Below are 16073 nucleotides of genomic sequence, written 5' to 3' on the forward strand. Positions count from 1 at the left end.
TTATCTAACGCCGTGCATTAACCGTTTAAGCAATGGATGCAGCAGCATCACCAGGAGGCCCAGGCCAATCGGCACTAGCGTAAAGATCAGGAAGAAAGTCGAAAGCGAATATTTCTGTGTGATCTCGTTGATCATTCCGCCCATTGCACCTGCAGTTTTGTTACCGATGGCAATGGCCAGGTACCAGATACCGAACATCACACCGATCATCCTGGCCGGAACCAGTTTACTTACGTATGAAAGTCCGACAGGCGACAGGCACAATTCACCCAAGGTGTGGAACAGGTAGGCGAAGATCAGCCAGATCATGCTCACTTTAATAGAAGCATCAGGACCGCTGATGGCAGATGCGCCATAGGCAAGAGAAGCAAATCCCAGACCAAGCAAAGTCATACCAATACCGTATTTGAATGCTGCCGGCGGGTTGTATTTACTTTCCCATACCTTCGATACCAGCGGTGCAAATGAAATGATAAAGAAAGAGTTCAGGATACCGAACCATGAGGCTGCAACAGTGGTGGTTTCTTTCTGGAATTCGATTTTCAACATCCAGATCACTACACCCCAGATTACCACAAAGCTGGTTCCAAGGATAAAGTTGCCCAAAGGGAACCTTTTAAAAGTTTGTGTAAACAGTTTCCATAACACAAAAGTAATGATGCCTAATGGAACAACGGTAAGGAGGGTATTAACGATTTTAAACGCTGCAGCCGCACTTCCCGAGAAGTCGCGCTGGGTATACTTATCTGCAAAGATGGTCATTGAACCACCTGCCTGCTCAAAAGAGGCCCAGAAGAAAACTGTAAAGAATGCGAAAATGGTCACGGCAATTAAGCGGTCGCGTGTTACTTTAGCGTAACGCAGTATCCTGCCAACCAACAAGATCAAAAAGAGGATTACTCCCGTAATAATGGTAAAGCTAGGGCCCGATAAACCCAGCGCAGTAAAATTAAGCAGGTTATGGCCGCTGATTTTAGAATATGGATCGTTCAGGATCCAAACCAGTCCCAGCAAAAGCGCTGCAACCATTAAAGTAAGATCAAAACCGGTAAAAGGCACCCTTTTGTCGCCATCATCATTGCTGGCTTTTTTAAGGTTATCTTCTTTGGTTGGCTTTTTACCTACATCACCAAATATGCCTTGTGTAAAATAAAATTGAAGCATTCCAAAAAACATAAAGATCCCGGCCAGTCCAAAGCCCCAGCTCCAGCTCACGGTTTCACCGATATAGCCGCAAAGCATGATACCTAAAAATGCACCCGCATTTACACCCATGTAAAAAATGGTGTAGGCACCATCTTTCTTTTCAGGATGATCTTTGTAAATGTGCGATACGATAGACGTCATGTTAGGCTTGAAAAAACCATTACCAAAAATTAACAGGCCAATCCCTAAATACAGGAAAGTTGGCGTTTCAACGGCCATACTGGCATGCCCCATGGTCATGAGCAGGGCGCCTATAACTACTGCCCAGCGGTAACCCAGGTATTTATCGGCCAGATAGCCACCCATGATGGTAGTTAAATATACCAGGGAGGTATAGGTGCCATATAAAGCCAGTGCATTCTCTTCAGGCCAGTGCCAGCCGCCTTTATCCAATGAGGAAATCAGGAACAGTACCAATAAAGCACGCATTCCGTAATACGAAAATCTTTCCCACATCTCGGTAAAGAACAGCACAAACAATCCTGCAGGATGTCCGAGTACCTTGTTTTCAAAAAAATTATTTGGGGTGTCCAAACTTTGTGTATTCATGTTAGTTTTCTTGTTTAATAAGTTTAGTTAGTTTTTCTGTTTTTTATTGCGCTTAAACTGCCTGGGCAATTTTAATATATAAGTTTGTTGTTTTACACTTTGACGGAATGTTATTGCTATAAATCACCGCGCAAGATAGGTACATGGAGGCAAACTCACAAATTTTTAACAGGTATTGGGTTTGCTTCTTCATTTATTAAAGTTTCTTGGGTGCTTTGATGCTTTTATCTTTGGGATCGGCATAGAATTCGTCCATTGCATTGGGCTCGTTCTTAAGCTCCACATTTTCAACCAGCTTTAGCCTTCCGCCGCTAAATCTGTAGGCATCAAAACTCAGGTCGGATGCATAAAATTCAAAGTTTCCTTCCATATCGGGAGTAAAAGGGGCCAGGTGGTCAAATACGATCATGCCTACATTTTTATCCATGGTCAGCGTCATTGAATTTAATTTGTTGTACTCAAACACCATACGGTTTTTGGCTGATGAACCTTTTACGCCATCAAAAATTGTTTTCCCAAAAACCGGCTGTTCTGCCCGGTCAAAGGAAAGGATCTCTATTACCTTTTTGGAGGTTTTGCTGTTGTTGCCCTTCCATCCTATAAGCACATAGTAGGGCTGCTGCCCGTTCACTTTAACAGGGATGATCTCATAATAACGGGCACCAAACCAGTTTTTGTTGCCCGTAACCTGGTTATTGTCCTGAATACCGGCTGTTCCATCAATCAGGGGGAACATTTTTAAGCTGCCGTCTTTGGTCGCCATTTGAATGGTACCAAAGAAGCGGTAGGTGCCGTCATCGTTGGGCACGTACCAGGTAAATAGCCTTAAGGCATTGTCGGGCGATTTTAATACCGTTATTTTCTTCAGGGAGTCGAAGGGGTAATTGAAGGAAGAACGTATTTTTAAGGCGCTCACCAGCGTTTTGATAAACCGGGAGTTGGCTTCAAGCCGTTCTGCGTCATTATCTGCCGAGTGCACGGCATTGCTTAGCCCCATCAGTGTGTCCTGGTATTTTTTTAGCGCAGGGACATTGGTCAGGTCAAAGCTATGCTGCGCCCAAACAGAGGTTTCGGCGCAGCAGAGTATTAAAAAAAGTAAAGCTTTTAAGGCCTTAATCATTTTTACAGTTTTTCGATCACCAGGGCGCTGGCACCGCCACCACCGTTACAAATTCCGGCAACACCTATTTTGCCATTGTTCTGGGCCAGAACAGAAAGGAGCGTAACCACAATCCTTGCACCTGAAGCACCCAGCGGATGACCTAAAGATACCGCACCACCATTTACGTTCACTTTTTCGCCATTTAATCCCAGTTCTTTATTGTTTGCCAGCGAAACTACTGAAAAAGCTTCATTGATCTCAAAATAATCTACATCGTCAATCGTTTTTCCTGCGCGTTGAAGTGCCAGCGGGATCGCTTTGGCAGGTGCAGTGGTAAACCACTCAGGGGCTTGCTGTGCATCGGCATAAGCCAGCACTTTGGCCAATGGTTTCAGTCCAAGTGCTTTTGCCCTGTCAGCGCTCATCAGTACCAAAGCTGCTGCACCATCATTTAACGTAGAGGCATTGGCGGCAGTTACTGTGCCATCTTTTTTAAACACAGGCTTCAGGCCCGGTATTTTATCAAATTTTACTGCGAAAGGTTCTTCATCCTTATCTATCAGGGTGATGTCACCCTTACGGTCTTTCAGCTCAATGGCAATCACTTCAGCGGTAAATTTCCCCTCATTCTGGGCAGCCTGCGATCTTTTATAGGAACTGATGGCAAAAGCATCCTGCTCTTCGCGGCTAATGCCGCATTCAGCAGCACACAACTCAGCGGCCGAGCCCATATGGTAGTCGTTATATACATCCCACAAACCGTCTTTTACCAGTCCGTCTGTCAATTGACCATGTCCCAGTCTGTAACCGTTACGTGCTTTATCCAGATAATAAGGAACATTGCTCATGCTTTCCATACCGCCAGCCAATACAATATCGTTCTGGCCAAGGGCGATGCTCTGGGCTGCCAGCATAATGGCTTTTGTGCCCGAGGCACATACTTTATTGATGGTGGTTGAGGGCACATCCGGTAAGCCTGCAAACTTAGCTGCCTGTGTGGCAGGGGCCTGGCCCAGGTTGGCAGACAAAACATTGCCCATGTAAACTTCCTGAATGTCGCCAGGTTTTATTCCGGCTTTTTCAACAGCTGCCTTAATCGCGAAACCACCAAGTTGTGGCGCAGAAAAACCCGATAGCGAGCCTCCGAAACTTCCGATTGGGGTCCTGACAGCGGATACAATGACTACTTCTTTCATTAATATTTTTAAGTTAGTTAAAAGCAAAGTTAATTAATTACCGTGTACCGATGGTTAAACCGCAGGTAATTTAACGTTTACAATAGAGACAAGAAGCCTGCTTCGTATGCCTTAGTTACGCCTTTACTATGCCTTTGTTCGGAAAAAGTACCTGTTTTGCAAGCCAGGGCGGCACAAGCCCCGAACAAAGGCAGACAAAAGCCCGGCAAAAGATAGAAATTTATACTATTTTTGAGTAATAATCAATTGACATCACTTTGGCTAAGATCAGAAAGAATTCGCATAAGGTCCTTTACAGGAAGTATTCATCCAACATCAAATACATCATGATGGTGCTTTCGGTAATCATTATTACCGCTTTTTTGCCTAAGCAACCCAGGTTCCGTTATGAATTTGAAAAGGGTACCATATGGAAAAGCAAAGATCTGGTATCGCCCTTCAGCTTTGCCATTTTAAAAACAACCCCTCAGGTTACGATCGATAAAAAAGATGCGCTGGATAATGTATTGCCTATCTATAAGTTCAATAAAGAGCTGATCAATGTAGTTGAAGAGGCTTATTCGAATGAATTTGATGTCAAATGGAGAACGAACGCCTTCCCTGAAAATGAAAAGCAGAGTTACAGACAATCGTCTTTTAAACTGCTCGAATTTATTTACAACAAAGGTATCATTGCATTGAATGTGAAGCACCAGAAGGGAAACAATGTTGGTTACGACTTCTCTTTGCTGAACAACAACATCAGCAAAACGGTAAATACCCAGGACGTTTTTACGGTGCCCTCTGCGCTTAAATATTATAAGGATAATTTCCGGGCGGTCGACCTGAAGATAAAAGACATGATTGTAAATCTGGTAGAAGACCATTTGCAGCCCAATATAGTTTTTGATGAAAAGCTGACCGGCATAGTACAGAACAGCACGGTAAGCAGCTTATCTACTACACGCGGTATGGTACAGAAAGGAGAGCTGATCATTTCCAAAGATAATGTAATCGATGATGAAGCTTATCAGAAACTGTTGTCTTTTAAAGAAGCTTACGAAGCGCAGACCAAGACTATTGGTGACAGCAAGCTGGTATATTTCGGGCAGATTTTACTGGTAGGATTTATTGTAAGCCTGCTGATGGTGTTCCTTAAGCTGTTCAGGAAGGATATTTTTGCCGATAACAGACAGCTGTCGCTCATTTTACTGGTCATCACCACCATGCTGCTTACCTTAACCTGGGCCATCAAGCTTAACCTGCCCAGCATTTATTACATCCCGTTTTGTATCGTACCCATCATAATCCGTATTTTATTTGACACCAGGCTGGCGCTTTATCTGCATCTGCTGGTAGTGCTGATTTCCGGTTTTTTTGTCGCCAACAGCTTTGAATTTGTATTTTATCAGGTTACTTCGGGTATGGTGGCCATTTACAGTATCAGGAACCTGATCAAAAGAGAACAGCTGCTGTTGTCTGCCTTGTTCATTCTTTCTGCTTATTTTATTTCTTTTCTGGGGATTGCCCTGCTGCGGGAAGGATCACTTATCCAGATAGAATGGGTCAATTTTGTACCTTTCATTGTAAGTGTGCTGCTTTCGCTGCTGGCATACCCGCTTATTTATGCGTTTGAAAAGATGTTTGGCATTACTTCCGACGTGGCACTGATAGAGCTTACCAATACCAATAACAAATTGCTGAGGGAACTCGCTTTCAAAGCGCCGGGTACTTTTCAGCATTCGCTGCAGGTAGCCAATCTGGCCGAAGCAGCCATATTTAAAATAGGAGGGAACTCCTTGCTGGTAAGGGCAGGGGCCCTGTACCATGATATCGGGAAAATAGAGAACCCTCAGTATTTTATCGAGAACCAGAATACCGCTTTGAGTCCGCACGACAAGCTGCCTTACGAACAAAGTGCACAGATCATCATTAAACATGTTCATAAAGGCATCGAAATTACGCGCAGGCACCAGCTGCCAGAAAGTGTGATCGATTTTATCAGGACGCACCATGGCAATACCCGGGTAGATTATTTTTATCAGTCCTTCTTAAAAAATTCACCGGAAAAATTTGTGGATGAAAACATTTTCCGCTATCCGGGGCCTATTCCTTTTTCTAAAGAAACCGGGGTGCTGATGCTGGCAGATTCAGTGGAAGCAGCCTCAAGAAGCCTGAAAAATCCGGACGCACAGAGCATAAATGACCTTGTTGAAAGGATCATTGACTATAAGCTGGAACAAAATCAATTAGATAGTTGCGATATTACACTAAAAGATCTTGAAACTATAAAGCTGATATTCAAGACTATGCTTATGAGCATTTATCATGTGCGTATAGATTATCAGCAAACTCTGTAATTTTATTTTGCAAACATCGATCACGTTGCTATATTTGCACTCCCTCAGCAAAGATAGCTGAATGGAAACGGAGAGGTGCCTGAGTGGCCGAAAGGAACAGTTTGCTAAACTGTCGTACTGGTAACGGTACCGCGGGTTCGAATCCCGCCCTCTCCGCATAAGACTCAAAAGCACTGGTAATCAGTGCTTTTTGTGTTTATAAGCTTTGATCTTTTTATAATTTCAAAAATAAGCTGTATCCTTACCGTTCAGATGAACAATCAACATTTGAAATAATATGGCGACCGGGGTCCGGGATTTTAAACAGTTGTATCTCGATTTTTATGCTGCACTTTGTTACTTCGCATTCAATATTGTAGGCGATCAGGACGAGGCGGAAGATATTGTGGAAGATGTTTTTCTGAAATTGCTGCACGGTAAACAAAAGGATACAGCTGATGAGAACATCAGGGCCTACCTTTATACTGCAACACGGAATTCCTGTTTAAACCACATCAAAACAAGCACCAGGGCCAAAGAGCGTCAGTGGCAATACAATGCAGAGCTGCCGGCAGAGGAACAGGCATGGGTTAACCAGCTCATCAAAGCAGAGGTCCTGCGCGAAATCATGATCGAAATTGATAAGCTGCCCGGACATACCGGAAAAATCATTCGAATGAGCTATTTTGAAGGCATGAAAAATGAAGAGATCAGCGAAATACTGGGGATTTCTATGCAAACCGTAAAAAACCTCAAATCAAAAGGCATCAGCAGTTTAAGGAGTTGTTTGAAGCCGGAAGTTTTTGCTCTTTTTATGCTGGTTTATGGTTTTAAGGCCCTGTAATTTTTATCGGTACTTTTCCGCACTCATGTGGTTTAAGTAGTAAATCAAATATGAACAAAGAACGAAACAAGACCATGATGAAGTCGTTAACCATGATCGTTATGCTGCTGCTGACACATGGTGCATTTGCCCAACAGGTTTTACCGCTTTACCCGGATGCCGTTCCAAACAGTAAGGTCAGGCTGAATGAAAGGGAGCAACCAACCCTAACTGTTTATTTACCGGCCGCTGATCGTTCCAGTGGCACAGCCATCATTATATTTCCGGGTGGCGGGTATGGTACATTGGTAACCGATACTGAAGGGACACCAATTGCCAGGGCTTTTTTGGAACAGGGAATTGCTGCTATAGTTGTAAAATACCGCTTACCTGATGCACAGAAGATGCAGGATAAAAGCTTAGGCCCTTTAATGGACGCACAGCAGGCGATGAAGACGGTAAGGGCACAGGCGGCCGACTGGCATATCAATCCCTCGAAGATCGGGGTGATCGGCTTTAGTGCCGGGGGCCATCTGGCCAGTACGCTGGGCACCCACTACAAAACCAGCTATATTCCTAATAAAGAAAATATAAGCCTGAGACCCGATTTTATGGTGCTTGTTTATCCCGTAATCAGCATGGATACCGCACTAACTCACATGGGATCGAGGATTAACCTGCTGGGTAAAGAGCCAAGCCCGGAGCGGGTAGGTTTGTTCTCCAATGAAAATCAGGTTACCAGGGATACCCCACCTGCTTATCTTACCCATACGGGGGATGATCAGGTGGTAAAAGTGGACAACAGCATCGTATTTTACCGGGCTTTACAACAGCATAAAGTTGATTCGGAACTGCATTTATTTGCAAAAGGGGATCATGGTTTCGTGCTTAAACTACCTCCCGGTGAATGGATGCAACCCATTTATCGCTTCATGGAGAGACAAGGCTTCTGAGTATTTTTTATAAAATGACAATAAAATAAATTTTCGACGGTACTTTTTAGCAGCCATGTGGTTTAAGTACTAAAAGCGCAATTTAAACATCAGCATGAGGCAGGATTACGAAAAGGTCATTAAATTAATTGGTAACTATAACGCAGGGACAATAGATGATCCGGGAAAAAAGGAATTGGAACAATGGCTTGGATCTGATCCTGAAAATCAGTTGCTGTTTAATCATTTGACATCTGAAGAGGGGCTAAGGGCGGAGCTTAAAGTAATGCATCACTTTAATGCCGCTGCCGCATTTTCCGGATTTGAAAGCAGGTACATCCGGCCGGTTCAGAGACTTTGGCTTAAGATTGCGGCGGCCGCTGTTGTGCTGATGATTGTGGGGCTGGGTGGCTATTTTTATTACGATGCCGGAAATTCTGGTGTAGAAAAGGCTTTGCTGAGGGCCCAGGCCATTTCCCCGGGGAAAAATGCAGCAACGCTAACGTTGGCGAACGGTAAAAAGATAGTATTGGATGAAGCAGGAAGTGGTGCACTGGCAGAGGAAGCCGGTGTGGTCATCACAAAGCGCAAAGAGGGGCAGCTCATTTATGAAATTAAAGACCGGAGCCGACATGCCGTAACTAAAAATAACAGCCTCAGCACAGCCAGAGGAGAAACTTACCGGCTGCGGTTACCGGATGGCACGCTCGTATGGATCAATGCGGCAACCACATTAAGCTACCCTGCTTCTTTTGCGGGGATGAAAACACGTACGGTGAAGTTGAATGGAGAAGCGTATTTTGAAGTGTCAAAAGATAAGTCGCACCCTTTTATTGTAGAAACGGCTAAACAGCAAGTCAGGGTGCTGGGTACCCACTTCAACATCAACAGTTATGCTGATGAGGGGCAGACTTTGACTACGCTATTGGAAGGTGCAGTAGAAATAAACGATCAGACGGTTTTGAAGCCGGGTGAGCAGGCCCGCTTGGCTGACAATGGTAACCTAAGTGTGGCTCAGGCTAATGTAGAGGAGGCCATGGGCTGGAAGAATGGATTTTTCCTTTTTGATAAAGATGACCTGCCAACAGTAATGCGTCAGATTTCGAGGTGGTACGACGTTAATGTGAAATATGAAGGGGCGGTTCCTAAGGCTAGTTTTGATGGTAAGGTGTACCGGAACCTCAATTTGTCAAAGGCACTTGAAGTACTTAAATATGCCAACGTCAGGTTTAGGCTCGAAGGAAAAACCATTATTATATTGCCGTAAAACAATAATTAATACAGAATTAAACAAAACAATAAATAACCAAATAAACCAATATGAAGGAAAAGCTACGAATGGGGCCTTAATGCTCCCCTTATTGGCGTCCGGTAAAAACCGCAAAGGTGTTCGAGCACCTTTGCGGGAATAGCCTGGACCAGCCCTTCCCGGAAAACCGGGATAAATCTTTTATGAACCGATTTAGGAATTAGCCCAAACCAATCAAAAGTATGAAATTAAATGCTTTTTACCTAGGCGTGCCCCGACTATGGCTGCCACCCAAACTATTATTGATAATGAAGTTGATCATTTTTATACTGGTCTTATCACTGGCACACGTGCATGCCAGTTCTTTTGGCCAGCGTGTCAATATCCATCAAAAAAACGTTCCGCTGAAGATCGTACTGAATGCTATAGAGCAGCAAACAGGGTATGTTTTTTTGAGCAGGGATTATGACATGGATAAACCCAGGGTAAGTGTTACGCTGCAAAACGCAGCTATTGAAGAGGCCGTACAGTCGGTACTTAAAAACCTTCCTTTGGAATATAAAATTGTAGATAACAACATCATCCTTTTTAAAAAATCTCCTTCGTTTCTGGACAAGATCAGCAGTTTCCTCTCTGTGGTCAACGTTCGCGGAAAAGTAACCGATGCACAGGGATTCCCGTTGCCCGGAGCCTCTGTAACAATTAAAGGCACCAAAACTACCGCCAGTACAGATAAGGAAGGCAGGTATACCATTCAGCTGCCAAAGGGCAATGTTGTGCTGGTGTATTCCTATATCGGCTATGTGAGCCAGGAGATCAGTATCGGAAACACCGATCAGGAAGTGAATGTCGTGCTGAAGGAAAGCGATCAGTCGCTCGATGAACTGGTGATCCTGGGCTTTGGACAAACGCAGAAAAAAATTGCCCAGACAGGTTCTTCTGTTTCCATCGGTTTGAAGGAACTCAAGCAAAGTCCTACCGCTAACATTACCAACGCTTTGGCGGGAAGATTGCCAGGTCTTACGGCCATACAAATTAGTGGAGAACCGGGTAATGATAAGTCTCAGTTGCTCATCAGAGGCCGGGCTACCATGAACGGCCAGGAGCCACTGATTACCATTGACGGGGTAAAGAAAGACTACAGTGCCATTGCTTTGCTCGACGTAAACGAAATTGATAACATCACCATCCTAAAAGATGCGTCGGCTACAGCGCTGTACGGTGTAAAGGGGGCAAACGGTGTGATCATCGTAACGACCAGAAGGGGCAAACAAGGTAAACCGACGGTTTCGGCTAGCGTTCAGCGTGCTGTGCAGACATCTATTCGTCTTCCTGAATATCTGGATTCCTATAACTATGCTGTTTTAGCTAATGAAGCTTATCTGAATGATCATCCTGGAGGTACCGCCCCTTATGATGTAGCGGCACTGGAAGCATATCGAAGCGGCTCAGATCCTTATAAATATCCTAATGTTGACTGGTTGGGCGAGATGATGAAGCCCGCCATGCAGACACAGGCCAATTTTAACATTGGTGGCGGCGGACAACAGTCCCGTTACTTTGTGAATGTAGGTTATACGGATCAGGGAGGTATATACAAAACGGAAAAGGACCCTAAATATGACCCCACGTCCAGCTTTAAGCGTTATAATTTCCGTTCTAATATTGACATCGATTTCGACGATAATTTTTCTATGGCTTTAAATTTATTTGGTGCTATAGAGAACAAAAGAGATCCTAACGTTTCGGTTGCCGACCTTTTCTGGACTTTAAACCAGATACCTCCAAACGCCTTTCCTGTAAAATATCCGACCGGAAGTTATGGGGAACGGTTGTTTCTGAACCCGGCCCGTTTATTAAACCAGACCGGGTTTCGTGAATCTTTTAACTCTTCGTTGTCGGGTATGTTGTCTGTCACCAGAAAACTGAATTTCATCACTCCGGGATTAACAATTAAAGGGAATTATTCTTTTGATGGTTATTTCCAGAATGATTTCAGAAGATCGAAGTCGGTAATGACTGCTGAATACAAAGGCTCGGGAGATTATAACGATCCTGCCAATTATACTTACAAAGGTACGGATGCCCCGCTTTCTGCCCCGGTTTCAGGTTTTAACCAGAAAAGGGACGTGTGGATGGATGTGTCCCTGAACTATACCAAAAAGTATAAAGACCATGATTTTACAGCATTATTGCTTGTAAACCGTGCACAGGAAGTAAGAGGTAATCAAATTCCTTATGTATCTCAGGGAATTGTGTCCAGGCTGACATATAACTATAAAAGCCGGTATTTTGCCGAGTTTAATGCCGGATATAATGGAACGGATAACTTTTCCGAAGAAAAAAGGTATGGTTTTTTTCCGGCAGTATCGGCCGGTTGGGTGCTTTCTGAAGAGTCCTTTTTGAAAGGAAATTCCGTTATAGATTTCTTAAAAATAAGAGGCTCTTACGGCTTAACCGGGAATGATCAGTTACCCGGGAGGAGATGGTTGTTTAGCTCGGAATATGTGAGAAGTGCAGGGAATGGTTATTTGTATGGTGACCAGCTTGTTGGAATAGAGGGGATTTATGAAGGGGCAATGTCAAATCCGGCTGTAACCTGGGAGACTGCACATAAGTCAAATATTGGTTTTGAAGTCAAATTGCTGAAAGATCTTTTCTCAGTGACCGCAGATTTTTTCACAGAAAAAAGGTCGGATATCCTGATTACCCGTAAATCGCTTCCTACGATGCTGGGGATGAGCGGGGATAACCTGCCGCCAGCAAACATGGGAAAGGTAAACAATAAAGGATTTGAGATAGAGCTTACGCATCGCAACAGGTTCAACAATGGCGGATACTTTCTGAGCGGTAATTTTGCCCTGGCGAAGAATAAAATCATCTTTATGGATGAGGAAAACAGGGAGTATGCTTATCAATATCAAACCGGGCATCCACTTGGACAGATTTTTCTTTTAGAAGCAGAACGTTTTTTTAGAGATGAAATCGATATCCGTCTGAGTCCGGCACAATACGGACGCTTAATTCCGGGGGATGTAAAGTATAAAGATTTGAATGGAGACGGGGTGATCAACGACAACGATATGGGGCCAATGGGAAGAAGTAATATTCCTGAAATTACTTTTGGTTTGTCTGGTGGGGTGAACTGGAAGAACTTCGACATCAGTTTCCTTTTTCAAGGTGCGGCAAACAGCAGCAGGACACTGGTAGGAGGAATGTCATGGGAATTTTATGAAGGAGGAAAAGCGAGAACCCAGCACCTGGACAGATGGACACCTGAGACCGCAAATACAGCGACCTGGCCTGCACTTCATTATGGTGGAAATAGTAATAACCACCGTATGTCATCGCTTTACCTGGAAGACAACAGTTATATCCGCTTGAAAAATTTAGAAATAGGTTACACTTTTAAAAATATCAGGCTGACAAAGAAAGCGAATTTATCCAGTTTCCGTATTTATGGGAATGGTATGAACCTGTATACCTGGACGAAGGCCCAGCCTATGTTTGATCCGGAATACTGGCAGCCAAATACGATAGGTAACGTGTATCCTGCACAACGTATCATCAATTTTGGTGCATCTCTTAGTTTCTAACCCTATAACTTATTATCACATGAAATTTAAATTAATAGTGATTTGCATTCTGGGAGTAATTGCATTTTCGGGGTGTAAAAAATTCGACGAATACCTGGATAAGGCCGAAACAGGGGGCTTATCGGAAGAGGAGGTCTTCGGAGACTATGTTCAGACTGAAAGATACCTGGCCAATGTTTATTCCCAGCTGTCGAATGAATGGATGCCGGTAAATAGTTTTACCTATGCCGCAGCGTCGGATGAGGCTAAATGTCCGGTTGTGTATTTTAACGGGCCTCAGGTTTTTACCCGGGGCCTGATCAGCCAGAACCATAATCCTGTTGATGTATGGGCATCGCTCTATGCAGCTATTCGTAAAGTCAACCGCTTTATTGAAAAGATAGATGCAGTACCGGTAAAAAATGCCACACAGACTGCCGGTAAAGTGCGTATGAAAGGCGAAGCTTATTTCTTGAGGGCTTATTTTTATGCTGAATTGCATAAGCGGTATGGCACTGTTCCTGTGATAGACAGGGTTTTGCAAATTAATGATAACCTGAATATTCCCAGAAATTCGGAAGAAGAGTTAGTGCGTTTTATTGTGGACGACTGTAATGAAGCGGCAGCAAACCTGGTTCCGGTAAATACTTCAGCAAATATTGGCAGGGCTACTAAGGGGGCTGCTTTAATGCTGAAGTCACGCGTCCTGCTATATGCGGCGAGTTTATTACACAATCCTACTTCTGATGTTCAGAAATGGGAGCGTGCAGCTGCGGCAGCTGAGGATGTGATGAAGCTTAATTTATATCAGGTTGACGGTGATTACAAAGGTTTATTTCATAAAAGAACTGCCCCGAACATCATATTTCAGTCAACAATGAACAATACCGCCTGGGTTCAGCAGATGTTTGTCCCGAGTCAGGGCGGTTTAGCATGGATCCAGCCGTTGCAGAACCTGGTTGACGATTATGAAATGAAAAACGGGTTAAAGCCTGGTGATACCGGTTCAGGATATGATGCCAATAATCCGTATGCCAACCGTGACCCCAGGCTTGCGGCTTCCATTCTTTATAACGGCAGTACCTGGAGAGATAATGTTATTGAAACTTTTGTCGATGGTTTAGATGGACTGGTTTCGGCGGAAGGTGCCAAAACCCAAACCGGATATTATCTACGTAAACTATTGGACGAAAATGGAAGCATGACTCCTGACAACAGACCTGGGGATCATTTCTGGGTTTATATGCGCTATGAGGAAACCCTGCTGAACTTTGCCGAAGCCAGAAATGAGGCATTAGCAGCTCCGGATAATAGTGTTTATGAAGCCGTGAATGCTGTGCGTACCAGGGTTGGTGTGAATATGCCTGCTTTACCTGCAGGGCTTAACAAAGCACAAATGAGAGAGCGGATCAGAAGGGAAAGAAGGGTAGAGCTGGCCTTTGAAGGTTTCCGTTTCTGGGATATCAGGAGATGGCGTATCGGTAAAAGTGTAATGCGCGAAGCCAGAGGTATGCGCATCGTAAAACAAGGTGCAGGAAGTTTTTCTTATACACCTTTCCTGGTAGAGTCAAGGATTTACGAGGATGCATTTGACCTGTACCCCATTCCACAGACGGAACGCAATAGAAATACTGCGCTGGATCAAAATTATGGTTACAACTAATGTTAAGGATATTTAAGATGAAAAAATATAAAGCAATGAAAGCCATTTTTTATGGTGCTGCGCTGCTGCTTCAATTGGGACTGGCCTCGTGTAAAGAACAGTTTTTTGAACAGACTGATGACAGTTATACGCACAATAGTAATGCTCCTTTTGTGATCAGTAAATTTTCACCCCTTGAGGGAAGCGAAGCTACTGAGGTAATGATCTATGGTGACAATTACAGCAGTGCTTTATCGGACATCAGTGTGAAAATTAACGGAAAGCCGGTAACTGTTCTGGGTGCCAATAAAAACCGGATGATTGTTAAGATACCTGCTGCACTTGGTTCAGGGAAAATCGAAGTGACCATTGCAGGAAAAACGGTAACCAGTACGGAGCCATTTGTTTACACTTTAAAAAGAACGGTTAGTGCGTTCGCAGGGGCTGGTGTTGCCGGTTTTGCGGATGGAGCAGCGGATGTGGCCAGGTTCGATTTCAGAAGTAATGCGGGGATGGATATTGATTCTAAGGGGAACCTTTACGTAGCCGATATTTTTAACAATTGTATCCGTAAAATTACGCCTGCTGGTGTGGTGAGTACTTTTATAGGTAAACCTGGCGTGGAAGGGTATGTAAATGGCAATAAAGATGTCGCGCTGTTTAACCACCCTATGGATGTAGCAGTTGATAAAGATGATAATCTTTATGTTGCTGATGCATGGAACTGGGCCGTACGTAAGGTTACACCTGAAGGTCTGGTCAGTTCTATCCGTGGGCAGGCATTTGCCTTCCCGCAGGGAATTGCCATAAATAAAAATACAGGAGTAGTTTATATCAGCAGTGCATTGGCCGCAAATTATCACGGCGGGAAAATTTATGAATTTTCAGCTTCGGGGGGATTAAACGAGCGCGGGGTTGATGTACCAATTTTCTCTGGAGGAATGGCCGTTGACAGCAAGGGGAACCTGATTATTGCTGATAATGTGAGCTCGGTGATCTATAGCGTCAATACCACGACATGGGCCCGTACCCCAATTGCCGGTGCTGCTGGAGAAACAGGTCTGACAGATGGAATAGGTGCGGTGGCAAGGTTTGACCACCCATGGGGTATTGCCGTGGATGCTAAAGATAATATTTATGTTGCGGGTTGCGGACATAGGTTTGAGGGACCGGATATTTCGGCTTCAGCCTCTAATATCAGAATGATTGAAGCGGGAACAAATAAAGTTTCGACTATCGCCGGTGGCGACACGCAGGGCTTTACCAATGGTTTGGGTGGAGTGGCCAGGTTTGCGGTGCCGACCGGCATTGCTATCGGGACTGACGGTGCAATCTATGTACTGGACAAGGGAAATCACCGCATCAGAAAAATTGTATCGGAATAACTAGTTCATTTAATTTAACTGATTATGAATGCTGGATATTGTATCAATAAGGGGCGCTTTGCGCTCCTTATACTAAGTTTTTGCGCTTTTATTTTT

10 protein-coding genes and 1 tRNA gene are annotated in these 16073 nt (G+C 44.1%); 8 read left to right on the plus strand and 3 right to left on the minus strand.

The window, feature by feature from the left end:
- From ABIE26_RS19310 to ABIE26_RS19320, 3 genes are all read right to left on the minus strand, one after another.
- Entirely contained in the window at window positions 1-1755 is a 1755-nt protein-coding gene (locus ABIE26_RS19310; protein WP_310144973.1) for a peptide MFS transporter, read from the minus strand.
- 196 nt (window positions 1756-1951) lie between these two features.
- Window positions 1952-2875, minus strand: coding sequence for a hypothetical protein (locus ABIE26_RS19315; protein WP_310144974.1), 924 nt, complete (start codon window positions 2873-2875; stop codon window positions 1952-1954).
- A gap of 2 nt (window positions 2876-2877) precedes the next feature.
- Window positions 2878-4053 (minus strand): acetyl-CoA C-acyltransferase, encoded by a 1176-nt coding sequence (locus ABIE26_RS19320; RefSeq protein ID WP_310144976.1) that lies wholly within the window; start codon window positions 4051-4053, stop codon window positions 2878-2880.
- Window positions 4054-4310: 257 nt separating this feature from the next.
- On the opposite strand from ABIE26_RS19320, the gene ABIE26_RS19325 reads away from it, so the two are divergent.
- The 8 genes from ABIE26_RS19325 (at window position 4311) to ABIE26_RS19360 (ending at window position 15977) form a co-directional block, all read left to right on the plus strand.
- Window positions 4311-6392, plus strand: coding sequence for an HD family phosphohydrolase (locus ABIE26_RS19325; protein ID WP_409035705.1), 2082 nt, complete (start codon window positions 4311-4313; stop codon window positions 6390-6392).
- Between the two features lie 69 nt (window positions 6393-6461).
- Window positions 6462-6548, plus strand: a tRNA-Ser gene (locus ABIE26_RS19330).
- Between the two features lie 121 nt (window positions 6549-6669).
- Entirely contained in the window at window positions 6670-7215 is a 546-nt protein-coding gene (locus ABIE26_RS19335) for an RNA polymerase sigma-70 factor (RefSeq protein ID WP_310144978.1), read from the plus strand.
- Window positions 7216-7265: 50 nt separating this feature from the next.
- Window positions 7266-8147 (plus strand): alpha/beta hydrolase, encoded by an 882-nt coding sequence (locus ABIE26_RS19340; protein WP_310144980.1) that lies wholly within the window; start codon window positions 7266-7268, stop codon window positions 8145-8147.
- A gap of 94 nt (window positions 8148-8241) precedes the next feature.
- Window positions 8242-9393 (plus strand): FecR family protein, encoded by a 1152-nt coding sequence (locus tag ABIE26_RS19345; RefSeq protein WP_310144983.1) that lies wholly within the window; start codon window positions 8242-8244, stop codon window positions 9391-9393.
- Between the two features lie 290 nt (window positions 9394-9683).
- Entirely contained in the window at window positions 9684-12971 is a 3288-nt protein-coding gene (locus ABIE26_RS19350; RefSeq protein ID WP_310144985.1) for a TonB-dependent receptor, read from the plus strand.
- 19 nt (window positions 12972-12990) lie between these two features.
- A complete protein-coding gene (locus ABIE26_RS19355) occupies window positions 12991-14613 on the plus strand; it encodes a RagB/SusD family nutrient uptake outer membrane protein (RefSeq protein ID WP_310144986.1) in 1623 nt (540 codons plus the stop codon).
- 17 nt (window positions 14614-14630) lie between these two features.
- Complete coding sequence (locus ABIE26_RS19360) at window positions 14631-15977, plus strand: IPT/TIG domain-containing protein (RefSeq protein ID WP_310144988.1); 1347 nt, start codon at window positions 14631-14633, stop codon at window positions 15975-15977.
- Window positions 15978-16073 lie beyond the last annotated feature (96 nt).

It is taken from the genome of Pedobacter africanus (assembly GCF_040548825.1).
Classification (GTDB): domain Bacteria; phylum Bacteroidota; class Bacteroidia; order Sphingobacteriales; family Sphingobacteriaceae; genus Pedobacter; species Pedobacter africanus_A.